The sequence below is a fragment of the Paenarthrobacter sp. NPDC018779 genome (assembly GCF_044391085.1).
Taxonomy (GTDB): Bacteria; Actinomycetota; Actinomycetes; order Actinomycetales; family Micrococcaceae; genus Arthrobacter.
In genome coordinates, this window is the sequence record NZ_JBIRZS010000020.1 from 22339 (window position 1) to 45637 (window position 23299).

Annotated in this window: 26 protein-coding genes; 11 read left to right on the forward strand and 15 right to left on the reverse strand. The window is 63.0% G+C overall.

The window, feature by feature from the left end:
* Positions 1-4: 4 nt before the first annotated feature.
* The 6 genes from ACH488_RS17400 (at position 5) to ACH488_RS17425 (ending at position 5757) form a co-directional block, all read left to right on the forward strand.
* On the forward strand, positions 5-955 hold the full coding sequence (locus ACH488_RS17400) for a type II secretion system F family protein (protein ID WP_397325824.1): 951 nt from the start codon (positions 5-7) through the stop codon (positions 953-955).
* 11 nt (positions 956-966) lie between these two features.
* Complete coding sequence (locus ACH488_RS17405; protein ID WP_397325825.1) at positions 967-1848, forward strand: type II secretion system F family protein; 882 nt, start codon at positions 967-969, stop codon at positions 1846-1848.
* Positions 1849-1864: 16 nt separating this feature from the next.
* Complete coding sequence (locus tag ACH488_RS17410) at positions 1865-2320, forward strand: TadE/TadG family type IV pilus assembly protein (protein WP_397325826.1); 456 nt, start codon at positions 1865-1867, stop codon at positions 2318-2320.
* Entirely contained in the window at positions 2308-3750 is a 1443-nt protein-coding gene (locus ACH488_RS17415) for a pilus assembly protein TadG-related protein (protein WP_397325827.1), read from the forward strand. Before ACH488_RS17410 ends, ACH488_RS17415 begins: the two co-directional genes overlap by 13 nt.
* A gap of 263 nt (positions 3751-4013) precedes the next feature.
* Entirely contained in the window at positions 4014-5186 is a 1173-nt protein-coding gene (locus ACH488_RS17420; RefSeq protein ID WP_397325828.1) for a trypsin-like peptidase domain-containing protein, read from the forward strand.
* Between the two features lie 127 nt (positions 5187-5313).
* Positions 5314-5757, forward strand: a complete 444-nt coding sequence (locus ACH488_RS17425) for an Hpt domain-containing protein (RefSeq protein WP_397325829.1) — start codon at positions 5314-5316, stop codon at positions 5755-5757.
* Here the strand turns inward: ACH488_RS17425 and ACH488_RS17430 are convergent.
* Complete coding sequence (locus ACH488_RS17430) at positions 5709-6392, reverse strand: heme oxygenase (biliverdin-producing) (protein WP_397325830.1); 684 nt, start codon at positions 6390-6392, stop codon at positions 5709-5711. The genes ACH488_RS17425 and ACH488_RS17430 overlap by 49 nt on opposite strands.
* A 286-nt stretch (positions 6393-6678) precedes the next feature.
* Between ACH488_RS17430 and ACH488_RS17435 the strand changes: the two genes are divergently transcribed.
* Positions 6679-7284, forward strand: coding sequence for a TasA family protein (locus ACH488_RS17435; RefSeq protein ID WP_397325831.1), 606 nt, complete (start codon positions 6679-6681; stop codon positions 7282-7284).
* A gap of 111 nt (positions 7285-7395) precedes the next feature.
* Complete coding sequence (locus tag ACH488_RS17440) at positions 7396-7833, forward strand: hypothetical protein (RefSeq protein WP_397325832.1); 438 nt, start codon at positions 7396-7398, stop codon at positions 7831-7833.
* Positions 7834-7841: 8 nt separating this feature from the next.
* Here the strand turns inward: ACH488_RS17440 and ACH488_RS17445 are convergent, their stop codons facing one another.
* From ACH488_RS17445 to ACH488_RS17480, 8 genes are all read right to left on the reverse strand, one after another.
* Positions 7842-8732, reverse strand: a complete 891-nt coding sequence (locus ACH488_RS17445; protein ID WP_397325833.1) for a tRNA pseudouridine synthase A — start codon at positions 8730-8732, stop codon at positions 7842-7844.
* A 20-nt stretch (positions 8733-8752) separates the two neighbouring features.
* Positions 8753-9313 carry a 50S ribosomal protein L17 gene (rplQ, locus tag ACH488_RS17450; protein WP_397325834.1) on the reverse strand — a complete coding sequence of 187 codons (561 nt, stop codon included), beginning with the start codon at positions 9311-9313 and terminating at the stop codon, positions 8753-8755.
* A gap of 66 nt (positions 9314-9379) precedes the next feature.
* Positions 9380-10390: a DNA-directed RNA polymerase subunit alpha gene (locus ACH488_RS17455; RefSeq protein WP_347108054.1), complete on the reverse strand. Its 1011-nt coding sequence runs from the start codon at positions 10388-10390 to the stop codon at positions 9380-9382.
* A 137-nt stretch (positions 10391-10527) separates the two neighbouring features.
* A complete protein-coding gene (gene rpsK, locus ACH488_RS17460) occupies positions 10528-10929 on the reverse strand; it encodes a 30S ribosomal protein S11 (protein ID WP_021472435.1) in 402 nt (133 codons plus the stop codon).
* Between the two features lie 51 nt (positions 10930-10980).
* Entirely contained in the window at positions 10981-11358 is a 378-nt protein-coding gene (gene rpsM, locus ACH488_RS17465) for a 30S ribosomal protein S13 (protein ID WP_021472434.1), read from the reverse strand.
* 196 nt (positions 11359-11554) lie between these two features.
* Positions 11555-11668, reverse strand: a complete 114-nt coding sequence (rpmJ, locus tag ACH488_RS17470; protein ID WP_011775570.1) for a 50S ribosomal protein L36 — start codon at positions 11666-11668, stop codon at positions 11555-11557.
* A 70-nt stretch (positions 11669-11738) separates the two neighbouring features.
* On the reverse strand, positions 11739-11960 hold the full coding sequence (infA, locus tag ACH488_RS17475; protein WP_011775571.1) for a translation initiation factor IF-1: 222 nt from the start codon (positions 11958-11960) through the stop codon (positions 11739-11741).
* A gap of 196 nt (positions 11961-12156) precedes the next feature.
* Positions 12157-13152 (reverse strand): P1 family peptidase, encoded by a 996-nt coding sequence (locus tag ACH488_RS17480; RefSeq protein WP_397325835.1) that lies wholly within the window; start codon positions 13150-13152, stop codon positions 12157-12159.
* Positions 13153-13377: 225 nt separating this feature from the next.
* Here ACH488_RS17480 and ACH488_RS17485 point away from each other — a divergent pair, with 225 nt between their 5' ends.
* From ACH488_RS17485 to ACH488_RS17495, 3 genes are all read left to right on the forward strand, one after another.
* Positions 13378-14355: a carbohydrate ABC transporter permease gene (locus tag ACH488_RS17485; RefSeq protein ID WP_397325836.1), complete on the forward strand. Its 978-nt coding sequence runs from the start codon at positions 13378-13380 to the stop codon at positions 14353-14355.
* A gap of 80 nt (positions 14356-14435) precedes the next feature.
* Positions 14436-15272: a carbohydrate ABC transporter permease gene (locus ACH488_RS17490; protein WP_397325867.1), complete on the forward strand. Its 837-nt coding sequence runs from the start codon at positions 14436-14438 to the stop codon at positions 15270-15272.
* Positions 15273-15324: 52 nt separating this feature from the next.
* Positions 15325-16671, forward strand: coding sequence for an ABC transporter substrate-binding protein (locus ACH488_RS17495; RefSeq protein WP_397325837.1), 1347 nt, complete (start codon positions 15325-15327; stop codon positions 16669-16671).
* 62 nt (positions 16672-16733) lie between these two features.
* Here ACH488_RS17495 and map read toward each other — a convergent pair whose 3' ends face one another.
* The 6 genes from map to ACH488_RS17525 are packed head-to-tail and all read right to left on the reverse strand — an operon-like array spanning position 16734 to position 23243.
* Positions 16734-17561 carry a type I methionyl aminopeptidase gene (map, locus tag ACH488_RS17500; RefSeq protein ID WP_397325838.1) on the reverse strand — a complete coding sequence of 276 codons (828 nt, stop codon included), beginning with the start codon at positions 17559-17561 and terminating at the stop codon, positions 16734-16736.
* A gap of 17 nt (positions 17562-17578) precedes the next feature.
* Positions 17579-18505 carry an NAD-dependent epimerase/dehydratase family protein gene (locus ACH488_RS17505; protein ID WP_397325839.1) on the reverse strand — a complete coding sequence of 309 codons (927 nt, stop codon included), beginning with the start codon at positions 18503-18505 and terminating at the stop codon, positions 17579-17581.
* Positions 18502-20223, reverse strand: coding sequence for a class I adenylate-forming enzyme family protein (locus tag ACH488_RS17510; RefSeq protein WP_397325840.1), 1722 nt, complete (start codon positions 20221-20223; stop codon positions 18502-18504). The genes ACH488_RS17505 and ACH488_RS17510 overlap by 4 nt, the downstream gene beginning before the upstream one ends.
* On the reverse strand, positions 20213-21400 hold the full coding sequence (locus tag ACH488_RS17515) for a cytochrome P450 (protein ID WP_397325841.1): 1188 nt from the start codon (positions 21398-21400) through the stop codon (positions 20213-20215). Before ACH488_RS17515 ends, ACH488_RS17510 begins: the two co-directional genes overlap by 11 nt.
* The gene (locus ACH488_RS17520; RefSeq protein WP_397325843.1) at positions 21397-22191 is read right to left on the reverse strand and encodes a glycosyltransferase; all 795 of its coding nucleotides are present in this window, start codon (positions 22189-22191) and stop codon (positions 21397-21399) included. Before ACH488_RS17520 ends, ACH488_RS17515 begins: the two co-directional genes overlap by 4 nt.
* Entirely contained in the window at positions 22188-23243 is a 1056-nt protein-coding gene (locus ACH488_RS17525) for a 3-oxoacyl-ACP synthase III family protein (RefSeq protein ID WP_397325844.1), read from the reverse strand. The genes ACH488_RS17520 and ACH488_RS17525 overlap by 4 nt, the downstream gene beginning before the upstream one ends.
* Positions 23244-23299: the final 56 nt, after the last annotated feature.

The following is a 23299-nucleotide window of genomic DNA, read 5'->3' on the forward strand; positions in this document are numbered from 1 at the left end:
CACCGTGAATCTGGACTTCACACTCCTGGCCGGATTATTGGCCGTTCTCCTCGCTGTGTCCCTGCTGTTGTTCGTCGCCCTGAGGCCGCGCTATCAGGATATCGACGTAACTCGGCGCAGGCCCACGGGTGATGTCGACGGAGGGGAATCGGTCATCACCAGGATGGCTGATGCGACCGTCTCAGCCGTCGAACGTGGGGTCGGCCGCAATCGGGGCGGAATGTTCGGGCGTGATGCTCTTCAGGAGGCAGGTCTGGCCATCAAGCAATCGGAATTCGTGGTCCTTATCTTGGTGGGCAGCTTCGTCCTTAGCGTTGCAGGCTTCATCCTCGGAGGGATCCTGCTGGCCCTTTTCCTGGCGGCAGTGTCTCCCTTCATCGCATGGTTGCTGCTTGCAATGCGGACCGGAAAGCGGCGCAGGAAATTTGGGGAACAGCTCACGGACATGCTCCGTGCCATTTCCGGCAGCCTGCGGTCCGGCCACAGCATCACCTCCAGCATGCATAGCGCCAGTCTCGAAATGCCTGCCCCAATGTCCGAAGAACTTGCCCGGATAGTCAACGAGAACCGTGTGGGCAGGCCAGTATCGGATGCCATGGCTGACGTCGGGCGAAGGATGCAATGCGAGGACTTCGAATGGCTCAGCCAGGCCATCGAGATCAACCGTGAAGTTGGCGGCGACCTCGCCGGGGTTCTGGACCATGCAGCAGAAACGGTGCGGGAACGCTCCCAAATAAAAGGTCAGGTCCGTGCCCTGGCGGCCGAAGGTAAATTCTCTGCCTACATCCTCATCGGCTTGCCATTCGTGGTTGCCATCCTCATCAACGTGGTTAATCCCGGCTACATGGCCACTCTTTTCCAGTCTTTACTGGGTTGGATCTTCATTATCGTCGGCGTGATCATGATGGCCATCGGCTCCTTTTGGATCAGCCGCATGGTCAAGATCGAATTCTAGGAGGTGCTGTCATGTCCGCATACGTTTGGCTTCTGATCGCCGCAGTGGTCTTGCCGGCATCCTATTTCGCGTGGTCACTCATTGCCGTTGACCGGACATCGAGTCGTTTGATCCGTTCCAGGCTCCAGGCTGTTGGCGAAGGACCGGTCAACGACGTCGCCACCGGCCCGTCCCTGCTGACCCGGATCGCGCGCAGGTTTACCCCCAATTCCTACGCTCTGCGGCTCGACCAGATCCTCGCCAAGGCCGGACGCCCCGCATCCATGCCATTGGAGCGATTGTTGACCCTCAAGCCACTCGCCGCTCTTGGTGGCGGACTCCTCGTCTTGGTACTGGGTGGCGCCCGCCCGGGGGCCGGGTTGTTCCTGGCTCTGGTCCTGGCGGGCGTCGCCTACTTCCTTCCGGACCTGTTGGTGTACAACAACGGCATCAAACGCCAAGCGACAATCGAGAAGGACCTTCCCAACGTCCTGGATCAGTTGCTGATCTCAGTCGAAGCAGGGCTCGGCTTCGAGGCGGCTGTCGCCCGCGTCGGGGCAAACGGAAGCGGTCCGCTGGCCGAGGAGCTCGTCCGAACCCTTCAGGACATCCAGGCAGGACGGTCCCGCAGGGAGGCCTACCGGGCCTTGGCCGACCGTTCGACGGTTCCTGACCTGCGCAGCTTCGTCGGCGCTGTTATCCAGGCGGACATCCAGGGACTGGCCATCGCCCGGATTCTGAAACCCCAAGCCGAACAAATGCGGATCAAGAGAAAGCTCCGAGCCGAAGAAAAGGCCATGAAACTGCCGGTTGCCGTGATCTTTCCGTTGATTCTCTTTATCTTTCCGCCGCTGTTCATCATCATCCTGGGCCCTGCAATTATCAACGCAATCGCAACATTCGCCGGCAAGTGAAGGTTGGGTGAATACCATGTCAAGGCTAGTCAAGGCGCGTCACCGGAGACCGGATGACCGGCAACGAGGCGCCTCCATCGTAGAGTTCGCGATCATCGTTCCACTGCTGTTGTCCATGCTGCTCGGTGTCATCGACTTCGGCGTCGCTTACAGCGAAAACATCAGCCTGCAGGCAGCTGCCCGCGAAGGCGCACGCCAAGGAGTCACCAACGGAGACGTCATCGCATCCGTGACCGGCTCAAGAGGCAACCTCGAAGCCGCCAAGCTCCAATCCAAGTTCGTCGTAGACACCTCCGGCGGTGCCCCGGGGAAGCTCGTTGTCTGCCTGCGCTACCCGCAGCGCTCTGTCAGCGGTTTCTTCAGCTGGATGCTCAACGGCTACTTCGACACCCAATACGTCATGAAAATGGAGGGCACGGCAAGCGTGACTTCCGGAGCCAAGAACTGGACCGGTGGAACATGCGCAGCATAGCCATACGCAGGATCTCGACGCGCGCAAGCAACGAGACCAACGCACCCGACGAACGCGGGGCGTCCATCGTCATTTTCGCGCTCATGGTCCCGCTGCTTTTCGCCGCACTTGCCATTGCCCTCGACTTTGGCAAACTGGCCTACGAGCGCCAGGACCTCAGCAACGCCCTGGACGCGGCAGCCCTTGCCGGGGCGGGATCCTTGCCCAACGATCCCACCGCTGCCCGAAGCGCTGCCATCGCCTACGCAAAAAACAACGACCCACAGGCTGATCCCGCCATCACGTTCACCTGCCTGGTTGCTTCCACCGGCGCCTCAAAGACCGTGGCGGCCGGGCAGGTTCCCAACGTCTGCGACCCCGGCACGACTGCAGGTGCCAAATGCAACGAAACCTTGTGTTCCATCCCGTGCGTTCCGGGTGGAAACAAGACGTGCAACACCATCATCGTGACAGCCGCGAAAGATGTTCCCTTCGCGTTTGCCCCCGTCATCGGGGTCACCACAGGGACCACCGGTTCACTGTCCTCCATTGCCTGCAAAGGGTCATGCGGATCGCAGGTACCGAATCCCATGGACATCGTGATGGTCGCGGACCGCACCGGCAGTATGTCCACAGCAGACCGCAATGCGATGGTCGCCGGGATCAAGAGCACCCTGCAAACCATGACCAAGGAACAGCAGTACGTTGCCCTGGGCACCATCGGCCGAAGCAGCACGAGTCCGGGCAGTTGCATCACCACCCCATCAACATCGCAGACCACGGGACCATGGCTGCCTGTGGCTTTCTCCAACAACTACACCACCAACCCCGCAATACCCGGCGGAACGCCCCCACTGAACAACAGCAGCACGCTGGTCAGTGGCCTGAACTGTCTGGGCGCTTCCAGTACCGGCACCTATCTCGCATCACCGCTGAAGTCGGCCGCCAGGTACGCTCTCGGGCTGACACCCAACAACCTCGGTTCGCTCCCGGTCAGGTCAACCCCGGCCAAGAAGGCCATCATCCTGGAAACCGACGGCGAACCGAACGAACAGAACATCACGGGCGGAACCACGGCGTTGAGCAACAGCGGCGACCTTGGCACGACGAACGGTGCCACAGCGTGCCAAAACCTCAAGGACGTCGCAACCAACGCCAAGGCCCAAGGCTTGCTGATCATCACCGTCGCTTTTGGCGATGCCAACACGGCCCGGTGCACCACCGGTGGATCCTATGTCCGGGACGTGTTGGCCGCGGCAGCGTCGCCCAAGTCCGAGGGTGTTCCCACCGCGGCATCCAATGACTGCTCCACCACGGCGTTGAGGGCCACGGAGAACGCGGACGGTGACTTCTTCTTCTGCGCCGCGACGGGGGCGGAAATGGGACCGATCTTCGCCTCCGCCGTCAACGCCATCAGCACCAGCTCCCGACTGATCAGGTTGCCCGAATGAGCAACTCTGGCTAGACGCGGGCCCAGGACCGGCCGTTCGTGGATCCCAGACTACGGGCGGCCGACAGGGCCCCCTCCCGGTACCCAGAGCCGGGAGGGGGTCTGCCCAAGGAACCGAGTACCCGGAGTCCACCCGGCAAGTAGCGGCCTAAGGAAAAGTCGAGTACTTCCAGGGCATGTCTCATCCCTTTCAGTTCATCTACACTCCACATACAGGCTGGGGTGCGCCATTATTCAGAGCATTTTGAGCATCAGGAAGCCGCCATGAAAATATCAAGCTCGTCCTGGAAACCGGGGAAGAAAGGCACAGTAACCTTCGCCATCGCCTCGGCTCTGACCGCACCGCTCCTGGCGTCCACTTCCGCCTGGGCCGACGTCAATTCGGACACCATCGACAAGTCCATTGTGTGGGTGGACACCACATGGTCGGCCACCGTTCAAGTCCCCTTCAAAGATGGGACCACGGAAACTTACCGGACCACCCTGGTCACGCTTTGTACCGGTTGGTTCGTCAGCAACACAGGGCACGTCGCGACTGCCGGCCATTGTGTGGACGCTGATGACGCCCTGTACACCAGCATCTACGCGAAGGTCATTGATGAGCAGAGCCTCACGGGCGTCAAGCCGGAAAACGTTGACTGGCCCTTGTCATTGGCAGACCCACAAATCAAGATAGACCAACCATCCGGCATTGAGGGCGGCGTCTTGAGCGGCAAGACCGCCATCACGGCCCAGCTCATCGCCAAGCAAGGATTTGAAAAGGGCGACAACGCCCTGCTCCGGATAGCCGATATGAAAGACACTCCGGCACTGGCCCTCGGCTCCGCGGCACCAAAGGTCAGGGACAAGGTCACCTCCATAGGCTTCCCCGATCTGGTTGGCTCCACCTCCGACGTCGAACGGCAGAAGCCGTCCTACCGCTCGGGAGCCGTGAGCTCACGTAGCTATTCGACCCAGGGCGTCCCCCGCACGGAAATTGATACGGACATCACACCAGGAATGTCCGGAGGCCCCTCAGTCAACGAAGCCGGTGAAGTCATCGGCATCAACTCCGCCTACGTCTACCAAGGTTCCGGCCAGGCCAACTACATCACCGATACGCAAACGCTTCGGGATTTTCTGACGTCCAATGGGGTCAAACTCACCGAGACAGCGTCCGCGAGTCCGACGCCGGCAGCCGCTGCGGATGTGCCGACGGGCAATACCCAGGACGGCGTGCTGGGCATCCCGATCTGGATCATCGCCACTATTGCTGTGCTGGTACTCGCTGTTCTGGCGATGGGCGCCCTGCTGTTCGTGACCTTGCGAAAACAACGGAAGCCTGCCGTGTATGCCCAGTTCCCCGCAGGCCAGCCGCCAGCCGGCCCACCGCCCGCAGGCCCCCAGCTGCCTTGGATGCAGGATCCACCGCAGCCTGGCAACGGCCCACGACCCTGATATCCACATCCGGCCCGGCCGCAGTGAGTTGAGGAACTCTTGAGCCATTCCCACCACCTGCGTTGAGCCAGACGGTTCACACTCATAGCCAGAAGTCGAACAGGTCCGTTGAAGGGACACAGATAGCATGAGCGCGCTGACCAGCATAAACAAAACAGCGGACCACGATCCTGGACTGGCTATCCTGAACCCTGTCCGTCTGCAGTCGTTGGCTGACGAACTTGAATCTTTTGCAGAGGCCCAGCGCTTCCTGTCGGCCTATCTGCAAATGCTTCCCGAACGCGTCGAACGGATCGTGGACGCTGTCATGGACCACGACGAAGAGAGACTGACCGTTGCGCTCCTGAGCCTTGGGACGGCCTCGAATATGGTGGGTGCGTTCGAACTGGAAGCCATCTGCGGCGGCCTGAAAAACCTCGCCGCCACTGGTTCCTTCATCCCCATAGTGCTGGATTTACCAGTGATTCGTGCCGCCGCAGCCAGGGTCAGGGCCGCCGCATTGTGGACCGGCCAGTGCGTTCGTCAGGAGAGCTTGGAATCCGCGCCCGATTCACTGCTGGAGCGCACATAGTCTTGCATGAGGTCCACGAACACTTGCTGGTTCGTCGCAAAGGCGTTCTTCGCGTGCCCGACGATTTCCTCTTTCTCCTCAGCGCTGAAGGGCGCCGAATCCAAGTGATGACGATAGGCGTCCTTGTACGGCTTAATTTTGTCGATGCCTTCGAAAGCGTAAAAGTTCAGGCCTTCAGGCCCCAGGCCGTAGTGGCGTCGAACCAATGACGAAATGATCTGCCCTCCCGAGAGGTCGCCCAGATAGCGCACATAGTGGTGAGCCAAAAGGTAGGTCACCGACACTGGACCCAGGGAAGTGAGCTCCGCAGCGTAGGCATCGGCACCGGGTGTCACATGCAGGGTTCCGGAGTCGAGCTGTGCCTTCCAGTCGCCGCCGAAGTGAACATCCAGGTCCTTCTCCAAGGCATGGACCCGTAGCAACGCAGGGTCTGAAAACGCGGCAAGCCGGGGATCATCATTGACCACCAGCGCCGCTTCCAATGCACGGTAGATCACCAGATTCTGCAGCAGCAGCTTGGATACCTGTTTCGCGTCCAGGCGCCCTGCCAGGAGTTCCGTGACGAAGCCAGTCTGTTCTGCCTCCTCGTGCGCTGCAGCAGTCTGGGCTTTCAACACCTCAGAAAAACCGGTCATGGCTTACTCCATTCAGACGACTCGGACGAGCGGGATCCTGCCAGCAGCGCCAGTGAAGCACTTTGGCAATACTTTTATGACCTAATTCTCCACACAAATGCAAGGCCGTATCACCGTGCGTTACCCGGTCAACTCTTGAGGTTTTCCTGAGGAACTGTTGATCGATTGCAGGATGGGTTCTTGATGTGTGCCCGGCAAAGTATTTCTTGTCAGCCAGAAAGGCTGGAAAACAAGGAAACGGCCGTCCGGGGAAACGGTGGCCACTTTGAAAAGGACACTGATTCACATGGCCATCAGCCTCAAGACCACCTCCGGCAAGATCCTCGCCTCCGTCGCCCTGGTCGGCACCGCAGCCGCCGTCGCCGGAATGGGCACCTACGGCGCGTTCACCTCCTCCACCTCCGCCTCCCAGGCCGTGACCGCCGGGACCGTGACCATCGCCCTGGGCACCGGGGCATCGAACACCCTGAACCTCCCGGTCGCCGGCCTGCTGCCCGGTGACAAGGTCGAAAAACTCGTCACCCTCGCCAACACCGGCAACTCGGACCTGAACAACATCACCCTCACCACCTCCGCCGGCGCCACCGCCTCCCTGCTGACCACCGACACCACCAACGGTTTGCAGCTGACCATCGAGAACTGCTCCGTTCCGTGGACCGGGTCCGCCGCCCCCTACACCTGCGCAGGGACCAAGACCACCGTGCTGGCCTCCGCCCCGGTGATCGCCGCGAACAAGGTCCTGAACAACCTGACCTCCCTGACCTCGGCCAAGACCGACAACCTCAAAGTCACCACCGCGTTCCCCACCACCGCGGACAACACCTTCCAAGGCGCCACCTCCACCATCGCCTTCTCCTTCACCGGCACCCAACGCACCGAAACCACCAAGTAGGCGCTGCGCAAAGAGCTTCGCCGGGCCTGATCGGATTCACCAACCCCAGCCCGATCAGGCCAGGCGAGAATACCCAAGAGACCGGCCGCCATCAGGACAAGGAGACTGCAGATGCTTACGTTCAACCGCCTTCTCCGGACCTTGATGGCCGTCGCCGTCGTCGTCATTGGACATCTCGCAGCACCCACCGCAGCTCTGGCGTCATTCAAGGACAGCGAACAGGCCGCTCCCCAGTTCTCAGCAGCAAACATCTCCGCCCCGGCCAGTGCAAACGTCACCATGAGCTGCACCTTCGGCATCCGGGCAACCGTGACGGTCAATTCCTTCAGCGCGGTGGCCAACGCCAATTACCACGAAGTCAAGATCTTCGACCGCTCCGGAAACCTTGAGTTTACCGGCGACCTCAGCAAGGCTGCCGGCAAGACCTACACCTCCGGCTACGAAGTCATCGGCACGTGGTCCTACGAAATCCGCGGCTACTACAAGGTCCCCGGCACCTCCAACACCTGGACCGGCAAAGTCCTCAAAGGCAACCTCACCTGCGCCTGAGCGCCGAGTTACTCCCGCCGCGCCCGCGTCAGCTCCGCCCGGGCCAGAAGCTCATCATCGGACGGATAGGCAACTTCCTCCAAAACCAGCGGATGCGGCGCCGCCAACAAAGACTTCGGATCCCGGGCACGTGCCAACAAACGCTCATGCAACCAGGTTGGCGGTTCCAGCCCCTCCCCCACCCGCAAAGTGGAGCCAACCAAGGAACGAACCATGTTGTGGCAGAAAGCGTCCGCCTGCACGGTCGCGACGATGATCCCGTCTGCTCCCCGGGAAAAGGAGAACTGCTGGAGCACACGTATGGTGGTGGCACCCTCACGGGGTTTGCAGTAGGAACGGAAGTCCTGCAACCCGAGCAACAGTGACGCACCGGCATTCATCAGCGATACGTCCAAGGAAGCTTTGTGCCACAACGTAATCCCACGAAGCACGGGGTCCCAGCGCCCGGGGCCATCGGCAATCCGGTAACTATAACGGCGCCACAACGCCGAGAACCGGGCGTCGAAGCCCAGGGGCGCCAGGCCGGCGTCGTGCACTTCGATGGCACCGGTGAGGTCACCGAGAACGCGGCTCAGCGCACCGCGCAGGCGCCGCAGCAGCGAAACGGAAGGATCGACGTCGTGACCCCGCGTCAGGCCGGACCATTCGTCTGAGGTGAAGTCGACGTGCACCACCTGTCCGCGGGCGTGGACACCCGCGTCCGTCCGCCCGGCGACGGTAACCCGAACGGGGCGGCGTACCAAAAGAGCAAGCGCTTCCTCAAGGGACCCCTGGACGGTCACCAGTCCCGGCTGCACGGCCCAGCCGCTGAACGGGCCGCCGTCGTAAGAGAGATCCATCCGGATACGCAAAAACCCGCCGCCCTCCAAAACGGGGGCAGCGGGTTTTTGTTCGTTCATAGACTCAAGTCTACTGAAATTTACTTCTTGTCCTCGTCGGCCGGAGCCTCTTCGGACTCAGCAGCTTCGGCCTCGGCAGCGGGGGCTTCTTCAGCCTCAGCAGCTTCGGTTTCTGCAGCTTCGGTCTCAACAACCTCTTCCTCAGCAGCAGGAGCTTCGGCAGCCGGAGCAGCCTTGGCAGCAGCAGCGGTTGCTTCAGCAACTACGGCCTGCTTCGGGGAAACGGGCTCGAGAACCAGTTCGATGACAGCCATGGGAGCGTTGTCGCCCTTGCGGTTGCCGATCTTGGTGATGCGGGTGTAGCCACCGTCACGGTTGGCAACAGCGCCGGCGATGTCGGTGAACAGCTCGTGGACAACGCCCTTGTCGCTGATCAGGCCGAGGACACGACGGCGGGAAGCGAGGTCGCCACGCTTGGCGAAGGTGACCAGACGCTCTGCGTACGGCTTGAGGCGCTTGGCCTTGGTAACCGTGGTGGTGATGCGCTTGTGCTCGAAGAGCGATGCTGCCAGGTTCGCGAGCATCAGGCGCTCGTGAGCCGGGCCGCCTCCGAGGCGCGGACCCTTAGTGGGGGTAGGCATAGTTATTTCTCCTGTTGTGGAGGCCGGTCGGTTCCATCACTGGACCCGACGGCCAAGATCTGCTTTTTAGAGCTCGTCGTCGCTGAACGCGGCGTCGTCCTCTTCGATGGCTGCGGCGCGGGCTGCGAGATCGAAACCGGGAGGGGAGTCCTTGAGGGACAGACCCAGTTCAACGAGCTTTGCCTTGACCTCGTCGATGGACTTTGCACCGAAGTTGCGGATGTCCATCAGGTCAGCCTCGGAGCGGGCAACGAGTTCACCCACGGTGTGGATGCCCTCACGCTTGAGGCAGTTGTAGGAACGGACCGTGAGGTCCAGATCCTCGATCGGCAGAGCCATGTCAGCTGCAAGTGCAGCGTCAGTCGGCGACGGGCCAATCTCGATACCTTCAGCTGCGGTGTTCAGCTCACGGGCAAGACCGAACAGTTCCACCAGGGTGGTGCCTGCAGAAGCAACAGCGTCACGCGGAGCGATAGCCTGCTTGGTCTCGACGTCGACAATGAGCTTGTCGAAGTCGGTGCGCTGCTCAACACGGGTAGCTTCCACGCGGAAAGTTACCTTCATGACCGGCGAGTAGATCGAGTCGACCGGGATACGGCCGATCTCGGAGTCGCCGGACTTGTTCTGAGCTGCCGAAACGTAGCCACGGCCGCGCTCGATGGTCAGTTCGAGTTCGAACTTGCCCTTCGAGTTGAGGGTGGCAATGTGCAGATCCGGGTTGTGGAATTCGACGCCAGCCGGCGGAGCGATGTCCGCGGCGGTGACGACTCCAGGGCCCTGCTTGCGCAGGTACGCAACAACCGGCTCATCGTGCTCGGAGGAAACCGAAAGGTTCTTGATGTTCAGGATGATCTCAGTGACATCTTCCTTGACACCCGGAACCGTGGTGAACTCGTGCAGCACGCCATCGATCCGGATGCTGGTAACAGCGGCACCGGGGATGGAGGAGAGCAGGGTACGGCGGAGGGAGTTTCCGAGGGTGTAACCAAAGCCCGGCTCCAGCGGTTCAATGATGAAACGGGAGCGGTTCTCGGCTACAACTTCTTCAGACAGAGTGGGGCGCTGTGCAATGAGCACTTAGGTTTCCTTTCGGCGAGCATCCGCTATATGACGCAACACAGGTGGTGGAAATCGGCTTCGGTTTCCAGCCTGACCAGCCGGACCATGCTTGTGGATCCACAAGCAGGCCCGGCCGTCAGGCAGGTTGAACCTAATTAGACGCGGCGGCGCTTCGGCGGGCGGCAACCGTTGTGGGCGCTGGGGGTGACGTCCTGGATGGAGCCAACCTCAAGGCCAGCAGCCTGGAGCGAACGGATTGCGGTTTCGCGTCCCGAACCCGGTCCCTTGACGAAAACGTCAACCTTGCGCAGACCGTGCTCCTGGGCGCGCTTTGCAGCGGCTTCGGCAGCCATCTGGGCAGCGAACGGGGTGGACTTACGGGAGCCCTTGAAGCCAACCTCACCGGCGGAAGCCCAGGAGATCACAGCGCCAGTCGGGTCCGTGATGGACACGATGGTGTTGTTAAAGGTGCTCTTGATGTGCGCCTGTCCAAGCGCAATATTCTTCTTATCCTTGCGACGCGGCTTACGGACCGCTCCACGAGTCTTCGGGGGCATTGTTTCTCCTACAGAAAGTTATCGGGGGAAAACCAGGTCAATCCCGAGGGATTAACGTCCGGCCTTCTTCTTGCCGGCGACGGTGCGCTTCGGGCCCTTGCGGGTACGAGCGTTGGTCTTCGTACGCTGACCGCGTACGGGCAGGCCCTTGCGGTGGCGCAGGCCTTCGTAGCTGCCGATCTCAACCTTGCGGCGGATGTCAGCGGCTACCTCGCGGCGAAGGTCACCCTCAACCTTGTAGTTGCCTTCAATGTAGTCACGCAGCTGAACCAGTTCGGCGTCAGTCAGGTCCTTGACGCGAACGTCAGGGCTGATGCCGGTGGCAGCCAGGGTTTCGTGTGCACGGGTCTTACCCACGCCGTAGATGTAAGTAAGCGCAATTTCCAACCGCTTTTCGCGGGGAATGTCTACGCCAGCGAGACGAGCCATAGTGGCGGTACTCCTTGAATAAACCGGAGGTCGTAGGCAGTACACCCGCATTTTCCATGCGGCCCCAGCCTCCGACCGGGGGTTCGCTGTCCGGGCTCTGTAAAGCGTCCCAGCTCAGCTTGTGCTGCCTTTATTTACTTGCGTGGGTTAAGCAACCCAGGTTTGCCCTTGCGGGCGCTGGTTCCCTTGCGGGGAATCAGCCCTGGCGCTGCTTGTGGCGCGGGTTCTCGCAGATCACCATGACCCGGCCGTTACGGCGGATCACTTTGCACTTGTCGCAGATCTGCTTGACGCTCGGCTTGACCTTCATGGCGTTCCTTTGCGTGTTTAGCAGTTGATCAGCTGGAGCAACCAAGGCATTGCCTTAGCCGCCCAGCAATTTACTTGTAGCGGTAGACGATACGACCACGTGTGAGGTCGTACGGGCTCAGCTCCACCACTACCCGGTCCTCGGGGAGGATACGAATGTAGTGCTGACGCATCTTCCCAGAGATGTGCGCGAGAACGACGTGCTTGTTGGTGAGCTCAACACGAAACATCGCGTTGGGCAGCGCCTCAGTCACAACGCCCTCGATCTCAATGACCCCGTCCTTCTTGGCCATATCCTCCGCTAACTGTTGTTTGCCGCAGTCCTCCGGTTAGGCACCGGCGATCCAGCGGACGTTTTTTGTTTGCTTTGGTCCTCTTGGAACCACCACACCAAAAAGGGCGTGGCTGTACAGACAACCAACAGACAACTCTACGCCACTCGGGCGGGAAAGTTAAATCCGATCATGGTAGCGCACGCGGGCGTCCCCGTCACCCTCCAGAGGCGAGGTAAGAGGGGAAGCTGCCGGCCGGCGTCGTGATGCTTTCCGCGGCCGAAACGCCGTCCAGGATCGCCAACCGCACCGCCTCCGCCGCCGCGCCCTGGAGGGTTATCAGGGATACCTGCCGCGCCTGCTCGGTACTGCGGTCAAGCCCGACGGCGCCAGTCGCCAGGGCGAAAACGGTGTCACCGTCCGCGAGGGTATGGGACGGGTCGAGGGCCCTGGCCAGCCCAGCGTGACCCGAACCGGCGGTCCGCTTGCACTCGGCAACATCCAGAACAGCGTTGGTAGCAATGACGACGAGCGTGGTGTTGAGTCCCTGCGGCGGGGCCGCTGGGGCTGCGCCCCTCTGCGCGCTCGGTCGCTCCTCCCCTAGACGCGCGCTGCCGGGGCCCAGCCCCAGCGGCATTCCCAGCGCATTGACCACGGCAATGGCCCCCACGACGACAGGTCCATGGGCCGAGATGTTTTCCAGCGAGATCGAGGACGTCCCCACGCCCCCTTTGTACTGGCCGCGGGCAATGACGGCGCCGGTGCCCGCACCCACGTTTCCGCGCACGACGGCGGCATGGTCGCCTGATGCGAACGCCGCGGCGGCTGCCTGGTAGCCCATTCCGGCGTCGGGCCGGGCGCGCACGTCGCCGCCGCGACCGAGGTCGAAAATGGCGGCGGCGGGAACGATCGGGACAACAGTCCCGGGGACCGCGAAGCCCCTCCCCTGCTCTTCGCACCACTGCTGAGCCCCATGCGCGGACACCAAACCGAAGGCGCTCCCACCGGTCAGCACAACGGCGTCCACAGTTGAAACCAGGGTGGTCGGGTCCAGAGCGTCGGTCTCATGCGTCCCCGGTCCCCCGCCCCGCACGTCCACCGACCCCACGGTTCCCGGAGGCGGAAGGACCACGGTCACGCCACTGAGCCACCCGTCGTCGTTCTTCTGGGCGTGGCCAATCCGGATTCCTGGCACGTCGGTTATCTGACCCATGGCTCCATTCTCCACCCGGACCATCGAGGGCCAACTGGTAGCCCGGCCTCGAATTCGAACTCCGGAGTAACAGCGAGTAAACGGGTCCGGAAGTGTCAGCCAACTATCGGTACGGTGCCGACTTTTGGCCCGAAGGAGCCTCGGCCCTGTGGTGAGCTAGGGCTGTCTCCCGCCGCCCCGATCCGGGCCGGCACGCAAAGTTCGCCTCGCAAACGTAAGTGATCCATGACTACCCGACTCGTCAACACCCCCACGGACCGTGCGGACGTTCCGCCCACGGTGCCGCCCCCAACCGGGTCCGCACCTGTCCGCAACGCCAGGCGGTGGTCCGGCCGAAGCCGCAAGGACTTCTTCGTTTTCCTCGCCATGGCCCTGCCCAACATCGCCCTGATTGCCACGTTCACGTACTGGCCCCTGATCAACAACATCTATTACTCCACCTTGGACTGGACGCTGGGTTCGGCGTCGGCAACGGTGGTGGGACTACAGAACTACGTCACGTTCTTCACCAGCGAGGACGCGGCCAAGGTCCTCGGAACCACGGGCATCTTCACGGTCGTGACGGTGGGCGGTTCCATGGTGCTCGGCCTGCTGGTTGCCTTGGCATTGAACTCGATGGTCCGCGGCACCACGTTCGCCCGTTCGGCGGTCTTTGCACCCTACGTGCTCTCCGGCGTGGGGGTGGGCCTGGTGTGGCTGTTCATCTTCGACCCCGGCTACGGTGTCCTCGCCTGGATCCTTCGCGGCCTGGGCCAGCAGAGCCCGCAATGGATCAACGATCCCCAACTGTCCCTGGTGATGGTCATCATTGTGTACGTCTGGAAGAACCTCGGCTATTGCGCCGTGGTGTACTTGGCCGGGCTTCAGTCGCTCCCCCGCGATGTGATGGAAGCCGCGGCACTGGATGGCGCGAACAGCATCCGGCGGTTCTTCGACATCTCGGTCCCGCTGCTCTCCCCCACCACGTTCTTCCTGCTGATCACCACCATGCTCAGCTCCCTGCAGGCCTTCGACCTCATACGCATCATGACGCCCCTGGGGAACGGCACCAGCACCCTGATCTACGAGGCCTATCTGCAGGCCTTCGGCGCCTACAACCGGGCAGGCTATTCGGCCGCGATTTCGGTGGTGCTCTTCGCCATCCTGCTGGTCATCACCGTCCTCCAACTGCGCTTTGTTGAGCGAAAGGTCCACTACTCGTGAGCGCCCAGTCTCCCGCCGCCGTCGTACGTCCCGCCGAACCGGACCAAACGGGACCGCAGCCGCCGCACGTTCCGCGTCCGCTGTCCAGGTCCAACCTGGTCCAGACTCTGGCAACCGGGTATGTTCCGCTGCTCGTCGCAACGCTGGTGGTCTTCCTGCCCTTGCTGTGGATGCTGCTCAGCTCCTTCAAGCAGCCCGGCGAGATTGTTACCACGGACCTGAAGATCCTGCCCGAATCGCTGAACCTTGAGAACTATGCCACCGCGATGACCACCGTCCCGTTCGCGCAGTTCTTCGCCAACAGCCTGATCGTCACCACCGTTGGTTCCACCATCAAGGTGGTCCTGGCGATCCTGACGGCGTATGCCTTGGTGTTCGTCCGGTTCCCGTACAAGAACGTCATCTTCGTGTTGATCCTGGTGGCGCTCATGGTGCCGGCGCAGGTCTCGATCCTGCCCAACTACATCCTGATCGCGGGCATGGGCGGCAAGAACACATTGTGGGGCATCATCCTCCCCGGCCTGGGCACCGCGTTCGGCACCTTCCTGCTCCGGCAGCATTTCCTCACCCTTCCGCCGTCCATCCTGGAAGCGGCGGAGATCGACGGCGCCGGACATTGGCGGCGTCTGTGGCAAATCATTGTGCCCGTTTCCCTGCCCTCGGTGGCCACCGTGGCATTGGTGACCGTGGTCAGTGAATGGAACGACTACATCTGGCCGCTCATCATCACCGACCGGCCCGAAACCATGACGCTCCCGGTGGGCCTGACGTTGCTGCAGAACTCCGAAGGCAACGGCTCGGGCTGGGGAATCCTCATGGCGGGGGCCGTCCTGGTGATCGTCCCCATCCTTCTGGTCTTCGCCGCCCTTCAGCGCTACATCGTCGCCGGCCTGACGCAAGGCAGCGTCACCGGCTAAGAACTCCACCCGCACTATTTCGCATCGAAGTCAGTAATTGAGAGGAAGCACCATGCGCACGAATCTTGACCGTCGGCATTTCCTTGGCCTCGCAGGCCTGGGCGCAGGAGCAGCGGCACTGGCCGCTTGCGGTGGACCGTCGACGGCGGGCCCCGGCACCACCGTGGAATCGGCGGCCGTCGACTTCAGCGGCGTCAAGCCAGCCGCGTCCATCGATTTCTGGACCAACCACCCGGGCAAGTCCCAGGACGTGGAAAAGTCCATCATCGACAAGTTCCACGCCAAGTTCCCGGACATCAAGGTGAACCTGGTGACGGCGGGCGCCAACTACGAGGAGATTGCCCAGAAATTCCAGACGTCGCAGGCTGCCAAGACCGGCCTGCCCGGCCTGGTTGTCCTCTCCGACGTGTGGTGGTTCCGCTACTTCTCCAACGGCAGCATCATCCCCCTGGACGGGCTCGTGAAGCAGCTGGACATCAAGCTCGATGACTTCCAGAAATCGCTGGTTGACGACTACAAGTACGACAACCAGCAGTGGGCCCTTCCCTACGGCCGTTCCACCCCGCTGTTCTACTACAACAAGGACCACTTCAAGGCCGCGGGCCTTCCGGACCGTGCTCCGGCCACGTGGCAGGAATTCGCCGAGTGGGCACCCAAGCTCAAGGCATCCTCCGGTGCGCAGCACGCCTACATGTACCCCGCCCTGGCCGGCTATGCAGGCTGGACCCTGCAGAACAACCTCTGGGGCTGGGGTGGCAGCTGGTCCAAGGACTGGGACATCACGTGCGATTCGGACAAGGCAGTGGCTGCCCTCCAGTGGGCGCAGGATTCCATCTACAGGGACGCCTGGGCCGGCGTTTCGTCCAAGGAAGCTGCCGACGACTTCGCCGCGGGCATCGCCTCCGCCACAATTTCCTCCACAGGTTCGCTGCTCGGTGTGCTCAAGGCCGCCAAGTTCAATGTCGGCGTCGGCTTCCTGCCGGGCGGCCCCGAGGTTGCCACGGGCGTCTGCCCTACCGGCGGCGCAGGCCTGGGCATCCCCAGTGGCATCAGCAAGGAAGAGCAGCTCGCCGCCGCCACGTTCCTCAAGTTCATGACCGAACCGGAGAACACGGCCGCGTTCTCCGCCGCCACCGGCTACATGCCCACGCGGCTTTCGGCGGACATGTCGGCCGTCCTGGCAGCCACGCCGCAGATCAAGACCGCCATGGACCAGCTCGCGGTCACCCGTGTCCAGGACAACGCCCGTGTGTTCCTGCCCGGCGCGGACCAGGAAATGGCCAAGGCTGCCGCCAAGATCCTGACCCAGCAGGGAGACGTCAAGGCGACCATGACCGAACTCAAGAAGACGCTTGAAGGCATCTACACCAAGGATGTGAAGCCCAAGCTGAAGGCGTAGCCTCCCGGCTGGATGAAAAAAGCGCGGGGCTGCTTGGCAGCTCCGCGCTTCTTTCGGGTTTGCTACGGGATCGGAACAGGAACGACGCCGAGCGGCGCCAACTGCTCGGCGCCACCGTCCGGCGCAGACAGGACCCAGATGCCCTTTTCGTGGACAGCGACGGAGTGCTCCCACTGGCAGGATCGCTTGCCGTCGGTGGTCACCACGGTCCAATCGTCGTCAAGGGTGGCGGTCTCGATGCCACCGCGCACCAGCATGGGCTCAATGGCAAGGCACAGCCCGGGACGGACCTTGGGACCCCGGTGGTTGGTGCGGTAGTTCAGGACATCCGGTGCCATGTGCATTTCGGAACCGATGCCGTGGCCCACGTAGTCCTCAAGGATGCCCAGCGGCTTGCCCGGAACGGAGGAAACGTAGTCATCGATCGCATTGCCGATGTCCCCCACGAACTTTCCCTTCGCGAGCGCGGCGATCCCCCGCCACATGGCAGCCTGCGTGACATCCGAGAGGCGCTGGTCCTCCGGATCCGCCGTGCCGACGATCACGGTACGGGCGGAGTCCGAGTGCCAGCCGTCCACGATGCAGCCGCCGTCGATCGAAATGATGTCGCCGTCCTGCAGCACACGGCCGCCCGGGATCCCGTGGACCACTTCCTCATTTACGGAGGTGCAGATGGTGGCCGGGAAGCCGTGGTAACCGAGGAAGTTGGACTTGGCTCCGGCGTCGTTCAGGACAGCAGCGAAGACGTCGTCAAGGTCCTTGGTGGTCACACCCGCCTTCGCCGCCGCAACTGCAGCGTCCAGCGCACGGCTCAGCACCAGGCCGGCCTCGTGCATCTTGCGCATCTGCTCGTTGGACTTGTATTCAATGCGGGGCTGACCGAACGCCATGTTCTCCTCTGGAATGTTTATACGGGTGCCGATCGGGCCCCACGCTCCAACCATTTTCCAGCATCTGACAGCGTGGTAGAAATTGGCTCGACCCCCAGGCCTTCCCGGAGCCTGTCCAAGCGGTAGGTCCGTTCGCGTCCAAGTTGGCTCACGGCGTACCGCGTCAGCCTCGGCGGCCTGCCGGTGACCAAGGCAGCGGCCTCCGAACCACGCGCCAAAGCCATGGCCCCCGGCACCGGAATGTACCGGATCCGCACCTCCCTGTGTCCTGTCGCGTCCAGTACTTGCCGGAGCACGGCACCGAGCTCCACGGGTTCCGCGTCAGCGACGTTGACGGCTCCCCGGAGCCCTGACGTGCAGGCAGCGAGCGCGGCGCGGACCAGATTGCTGATGTGGGTCAGTTGGTGCCGCACCGAAGCATTTCCAACGCTAAGGAGTTGTCCTCCATGGATGTTCCCCACAAGCCTCGGCAGCAGCGTGCGGTCCCCGGGACCGTACACACCGTGTGGCCGCAAAACCAGGGCGTTGCCGTGCTGACGCGCCTCGATATCCGCGAGCGCTTTGCTGCGACCGTAGGCGTTGAGGTGCCGCGTTGCAGGCTCCTCCTCGCCGCGGTTGAGGCATGGTTCCCACCATGGGTAGACGCTTGAGCTTGAGATCTGCACCAGCCGCGTTCCGGCAAATGCTTCCGCTACCGCCCGAGTCCCCAGGACGTTGGTGCGGTGGAAGTGCCCGGCGTCGCCCCAGTCGGCCACAAGGGCCCCGGCATGCACGACGGCGTCAACGTCCGGTAAGCGGGCAGGCGCAAGGCCGGCGAGATCCCAGTAAGCTATGCCGTCCCCTGCGCGCCGGCCATAGCGGACTACTTCCCAGCCCCGGGCTTCCGCCGCCTGGGCCACGGCTCCCCCGATGAATCCGGTAGCTCCCGTGACGGCGATTTTCATGCGTGGTCCACGGCAACCATTGTGGCCGCGAACTGCCGCCGAAGGGCCTCGCGGTCGGGCTTCCTGTGGCGTCCGGCCGCCGGGATGCTGTCCAGTATTTCCACACGGTCCGGAAGGGCGGATTCGTCGATCAGCCGGGACAGGTCCTTTGCCAGCCGTGCCCGGAGGACTTCCGCGCTGTGGCCCGGGGCCGGCACCACGGCGAGCCACACCGACTCGTCGCCAATGGAGTCGGTCACGCCAATCATCACGGCCTGCTGCACACCCTCCACGCCGGCGATCACCGGTTCATACAAGGCCGGATAGATGTTGGTCTTTCCTCGGATGATCATGTCCTTCTTCCGGCCGATCATCACCAACCGGGTCCGCCCATCTGATCCGCCCTTCCCGTGGTCCAGGCGAACCAGGTCCCCCGTGGCATGCTCTACCATGGGCTTCTCGCCAAGATAGCCCAGGCACATGTTGGGGCCGTGCGCGAACAGTTCGTGGTCCTCGCCCACGCGGACGCCGACGGCGGGCAGCGGCTCCCCGAGGAAGTCACCTTCACCGCTTCCATCAGCCGCAGTGAACTCGGCAGTGGTTCCCGCGGCGAAGGCAAGTTTTTCCGGGCCGTCGGCGATGGCTATGGGCAACAATTCCGTCATACCGTAGATGAGCTTGAAATCGACACCAGGCAGCAAGTCCGTGGCACGTTGGAGGAAAGGCGCCAGAACAGGAGCCGCACCCAGCATCACGGTCTTCAAGGTTGCCGGAAGCGCGACAGAGCCTTCCTCCACCGCGTCCAGGATGGGCGCCAATTGCGAGGGAACCAGGAAGAGGTGGGTGGCCGCGCCATAGCCGTCGCGTTTCCCACTCACCGGCCCCAACTCACCTGCCAAACGGAGAGGATCAATGTGGGCCGAGAAGCCATAGGCCGGCATGGTCCAATGGGCACCGGCGATCAGTGCGGGAAGGCCCATCATGAGCTGCTCTGAATGGATCCTGTCGCCCTCCCTGAAAGTGCAGCGCCAGGTGAGCTGGCTGAAGCCCGCGGCGAGCGAACCCCGCGTGTGGACCACGCCTCTGGGGGCTCCTGTGGTCCCCGAGGTAAAGATGATCACCGCTTCCTGCCCGGAGTGGCCGGCGGGGAGCTTCTCGTGGGAACCTGCCAGTGGTTCGTGGGCCGTTCCCGCCTGCGGCAACGGACGCCACAACTTTCCCACCGCCATGGCTCCGCCCGGGACACCGGGGAGCCACGGCCCCGCGTAATAGTGCCGGACGTTCATGGCCCCGTAATCGGGAAGGAGCAAGCCCCGCCGACGGGCCAGTGGCCGCAGGGGACTCCTGGTGCTCAGCGCATACAGCAGCGATTCCGCAGCCGCCCAGCGGGGAGCGGCGAGTTCGGCCCGGTCGCGGAAGAGGGAAGGACCGATGCCTGGATCGATGAACACCACCGAGCCACCCGCCCTGACGGCGCCCAAGGCGAGAATGAAGGCGGCCGCGCTTGGCCTGACCGAGAAGAGCATCCGCTCTCCGGGGCCAAAGCCCTGGTCCTGGAGCCGGGTGGAGGTCGCCTCGATTCCGGCCACAAGTTCCCGGTAGGTGATGGTCTTTCCGGGTTTTCCTTGGCTTCGCTTTCCGCGCGCCCGGCCGGGGGCCGTGATTGCCGGATGGTCCGGGACCTTCGCGGCTGCTGCATACACAGCCTCCACCAAATCCGTATGCGCCTCAGCTTCCATTGGCCAACTCCAGTTTCTGATAACCCGGGATCAGCACGCCCGTGCTGACTTTTCTGGATGGGATGGTCCAGGGCTTCTTGAGGTACCTGTCCAGCAGTACGTCCAGGGCAGCGTTGATTTCTGCCATGGCAAGCGGCATGCCGATGCAAAAGTGGGGTCCGGCCCCGAACCACAACTGCCGGGCCTGCGGCGGCGTGGGCTGGTCGGGATCAAACCCTCCCAGGCTCTTGGCGGCGTGCACGGTGGACAAGAGGATACGATCGCCGGTGCGGACCGCCTTTGCCCCGATGGCTCCGTCAACAACGACATTCCGGAGCATCATGGGTGACGGCACGGTGTACCGCAAAGCCTCGTTGACCGCCGCAGGCAGGCCCGAGCGATCGGCCGCGAGCGCAGAAATCCGTCCGGTATCGCTAAGCAAGGCCACCAACCTCGGCACGAACGAAACCAGCGTTTCCGTGCCCACCATGACGAAGGCACTGATGATGCCCAGGGCTTCTTCCTCGGTCATGCCCAAGCTGCGAAGCCGGCCGGGGAACGTCGCGGGGTCATTCCCGTGGAAGGCCGCCCTCGCCGGTCCGGCCAGAAGCTCGACGGCGGCACGCCCCTTGGCGGCCTGACGCGGCGTCAGGCTGGGGCGACCCAAGCGGACCAGCGAGGAAATCGAGGAACCGAGATTGAACAGGTCCCTGTCCGGCAAACGACCTGGTGCGTCATCCAGTACGCCCAGGAGCCGGGAAATGACGCCCCCGGCCAACTCTTTGACGCAGTCCACCAGGTCCACCCTGGCCCCGTTGTCCAGTCCATGCTCCACGCGGGACAGGAATCTTTCCCTTGCCGGCTCCACCATGGCCGCGACGGAGCCCGGAGTGAAGAGGTCGGCCAGCTTGCGCCGCAGTTCCCGGTGGTCCTTTCCGTCCATGTTGACCAGCGCCCGCGGACCAACCACGGGGGTCCACAAGCCACCTGAGGCCGAGGCTCCGTTCTTCACGAATCGCTCCCCGTCCATCAGCACACAACGGACCAGGGACGCTTCGCTGACCAGGACGCCCAGCCCGGGAAGGCGAAGCACGGGACCCAAAGCACCCAGCGAACGGACCAGCGGATAGAGCACCGGATGGGCGCCCAGTTGGACCCTGCGTTCCCAACGTTCTGCCGCGGTGACGGACCCCGTCATCGGATGTCTACGTGCTCGGGACGGTAGCGGTGGTCCGCATACCAGGCCAGGGTGTTCTTCAGCCCCCAGGCCTTCACCCGCCGGGAAGAGCCGTACACCACCACATCCCGGCGCAGGGCGTAGTTGCGGGTCAATTTCCGGACTTGGTTGGATAGAGCCCGGTCCTCGTGCAGATCCTCGATCCGGGTCCTGGGGAAGCCTCCTGAACGGTGGTACATGTCTGCGGTGATGGCCATGTTGCAACCCGGCAGCATCTGGTACGGACCCAGGTAGCCTTCCCCCTTGTTGCCGGGACGGATCCTGCCGAAGAACGACGCCACCTCAACAGCCAGCAGCATCATCCTCCGCTCCCCGGCCGTGATGCCCTCGTCATGCCGCGGTACAAGCTGCCCGGCGATGAGTTCAAGCCCCGCTTCGAATCCGGCCACGATGCGGGCCGTCCAGTCGCTCGCGGCGAGGCAGTCGGCGTCGGTCCGTGCAAGCCAGGTGGCTCCGTGGTCAACGCCGAAGCGCATCCCGGTATCAGCGGCCGCGCCAGTCCCCTTCTCCGCCTCATGCAGGAGGCGGATATCCATGCCGGGGTTCTCAGCGGCGAACGCCGCCACAATGCCGCAACTATCGTCGGTGGAACCGTTGTCCACCACCACAACCGTGAAGTTGGCCTCGTCCTGGGCCGCGAGGGACTCCAAGGTCTGCCGGACCAGCTTCGCTTCGTTGAGCATGGGCACGGCGATGGACAAACGGCGGGTGGGAGCAAGGCTGCCCAAGGATCCGGACTGCTCTGTGTTCATAGCCGCACCACGGCCATTCCCAGGCTCACCCCGCCGGCCAAACCAACCAGCGCCACCAGGTCACCCGGACCGCAACGCCCTCCATCGATGGCGATTTTGAGCTGCAGCGGCAAACTCACCGACGCGAGGTTGCCGAACTCCTCTACCGTGGGCACCAATTTGCCCTGCGGTACCCCTGCGCGCTCAGCAAAGATTTCGCGATAGGGGGCGCTGACCTGGTGTACGCAGACAACAGCGAAGTCCTCCCACTCCATGCCCAAGTTCGCCAGGGTCTGGTCCAGCACTTCACAACCAAGGTCCAGGAACGCGTCTTTGAGCTTCTCCCCATCCATGGCGAAGTACGTGGCCTCGGGGTCACGGGGAAAGGCCGATCCGCCCCCGGCCAGCGTCCCGACGGACCAATGGCTGCTCTTGGCCGTGAACGCCATGGCGAGGATTCCCTCCGACGCCGCCTTGGCTGAATCCAAAGCCGTGCGCGGCGGGAGCGCAGCCTCAAGCAGCACGGCAGCACCGCCGTCGCTCATGGTGTACCCGGGAAAGCTGCCCGCGAACGTCTCGAAGTCAGGAACCGACCAGCGGACCGCCCGCGACGGCGACTCCCCCGTGACCACCAAGACGCGGGCATAGCGTCCGGCTGCGATCAGGGAATCGGCGACCTCAACACCGTTCAGGAAACTGTTGCAGGCGTTCTTGACGTCCATCACGGGGCATTGCAGCCCCAGTTTGGCGGCGACCATGTGGCCGGTAGCCGGCTCCACCATGTCCTGGCTTGCCGAGGCGAAGATCAGCAGGTCAACGTCCGGAGCCTGGAGCCCGCACCCTGCCAGGACCTTTGCCGCGGCGTTCGCGGCCAGATCGGAGGCCTGCTCGGTTTCAGCCATGACGCTTCGTGTCTTGATCCCGGTGACCCGTCCTATGAGGCCCTTCGGTACGCGGAACCCGGGGCTCTGTTCAGCGATGCGACGCTCGACGGCGGCAGTGTCCAAGCGTGCGGGTGGCAGGTAGACCTCCAGGCCCGCGATCCGGCTGTTCCCGGAAAAGACTCCATGCATGCGGTTCCCCCAAGATTGCCGCGGAAAAGGAAAAGGGTGTGTCCCGCACCAATCGT

What these genes read in the sequence shown, in the direction of transcription:
- ACH488_RS17440 (WP_397325832.1), top strand. Translation starts at nt 7,396, where the DNA reads ATGCTTACGTTCAACCGCCTTCTCCGGACCTTGATGGCCGTCGCCGTC.
- ACH488_RS17430 (WP_397325830.1), bottom strand. Translation starts at nt 6,392, where the DNA reads ATGACCGGTTTTTCTGAGGTGTTGAAAGCCCAGACTGCTGCAGCGCAC.
- infA (WP_011775571.1), bottom strand. Translation starts at nt 11,960, where the DNA reads ATGGCCAAGAAGGACGGGGTCATTGAGATCGAGGGCGTTGTGACTGAG.
- ACH488_RS17445 (WP_397325833.1), bottom strand. Translation starts at nt 8,732, where the DNA reads ATGAACGAACAAAAACCCGCTGCCCCCGTTTTGGAGGGCGGCGGGTTT.
- rpsK (WP_021472435.1), bottom strand. Translation starts at nt 10,929, where the DNA reads ATGCCCCCGAAGACTCGTGGAGCGGTCCGTAAGCCGCGTCGCAAGGAT.
- ACH488_RS17495 (WP_397325837.1), top strand. Translation starts at nt 15,325, where the DNA reads ATGCGCACGAATCTTGACCGTCGGCATTTCCTTGGCCTCGCAGGCCTG.
- ACH488_RS17520 (WP_397325843.1), bottom strand. Translation starts at nt 22,191, where the DNA reads ATGAACACAGAGCAGTCCGGATCCTTGGGCAGCCTTGCTCCCACCCGC.
- ACH488_RS17485 (WP_397325836.1), top strand. Translation starts at nt 13,378, where the DNA reads ATGACTACCCGACTCGTCAACACCCCCACGGACCGTGCGGACGTTCCG.
- ACH488_RS17505 (WP_397325839.1), bottom strand. Translation starts at nt 18,505, where the DNA reads ATGAAAATCGCCGTCACGGGAGCTACCGGATTCATCGGGGGAGCCGTG.
- ACH488_RS17435 (WP_397325831.1), top strand. Translation starts at nt 6,679, where the DNA reads ATGGCCATCAGCCTCAAGACCACCTCCGGCAAGATCCTCGCCTCCGTC.
- ACH488_RS17515 (WP_397325841.1), bottom strand. Translation starts at nt 21,400, where the DNA reads ATGACGGGGTCCGTCACCGCGGCAGAACGTTGGGAACGCAGGGTCCAA.
- ACH488_RS17420 (WP_397325828.1), top strand. Translation starts at nt 4,014, where the DNA reads ATGAAAATATCAAGCTCGTCCTGGAAACCGGGGAAGAAAGGCACAGTA.
- ACH488_RS17525 (WP_397325844.1), bottom strand. Translation starts at nt 23,243, where the DNA reads ATGCATGGAGTCTTTTCCGGGAACAGCCGGATCGCGGGCCTGGAGGTC.
- rpsM (WP_021472434.1), bottom strand. Translation starts at nt 11,358, where the DNA reads ATGGCTCGTCTCGCTGGCGTAGACATTCCCCGCGAAAAGCGGTTGGAA.
- ACH488_RS17480 (WP_397325835.1), bottom strand. Translation starts at nt 13,152, where the DNA reads ATGGGTCAGATAACCGACGTGCCAGGAATCCGGATTGGCCACGCCCAG.
- ACH488_RS17415 (WP_397325827.1), top strand. Translation starts at nt 2,308, where the DNA reads ATGCGCAGCATAGCCATACGCAGGATCTCGACGCGCGCAAGCAACGAG.
- map (WP_397325838.1), bottom strand. Translation starts at nt 17,561, where the DNA reads ATGGCGTTCGGTCAGCCCCGCATTGAATACAAGTCCAACGAGCAGATG.
- ACH488_RS17405 (WP_397325825.1), top strand. Translation starts at nt 967, where the DNA reads ATGTCCGCATACGTTTGGCTTCTGATCGCCGCAGTGGTCTTGCCGGCA.
- ACH488_RS17425 (WP_397325829.1), top strand. Translation starts at nt 5,314, where the DNA reads ATGAGCGCGCTGACCAGCATAAACAAAACAGCGGACCACGATCCTGGA.
- rplQ (WP_397325834.1), bottom strand. Translation starts at nt 9,313, where the DNA reads ATGCCTACCCCCACTAAGGGTCCGCGCCTCGGAGGCGGCCCGGCTCAC.
- ACH488_RS17510 (WP_397325840.1), bottom strand. Translation starts at nt 20,223, where the DNA reads ATGGAAGCTGAGGCGCATACGGATTTGGTGGAGGCTGTGTATGCAGCA.
- ACH488_RS17410 (WP_397325826.1), top strand. Translation starts at nt 1,865, where the DNA reads ATGTCAAGGCTAGTCAAGGCGCGTCACCGGAGACCGGATGACCGGCAA.
- rpmJ (WP_011775570.1), bottom strand. Translation starts at nt 11,668, where the DNA reads ATGAAGGTCAAGCCGAGCGTCAAGCAGATCTGCGACAAGTGCAAAGTG.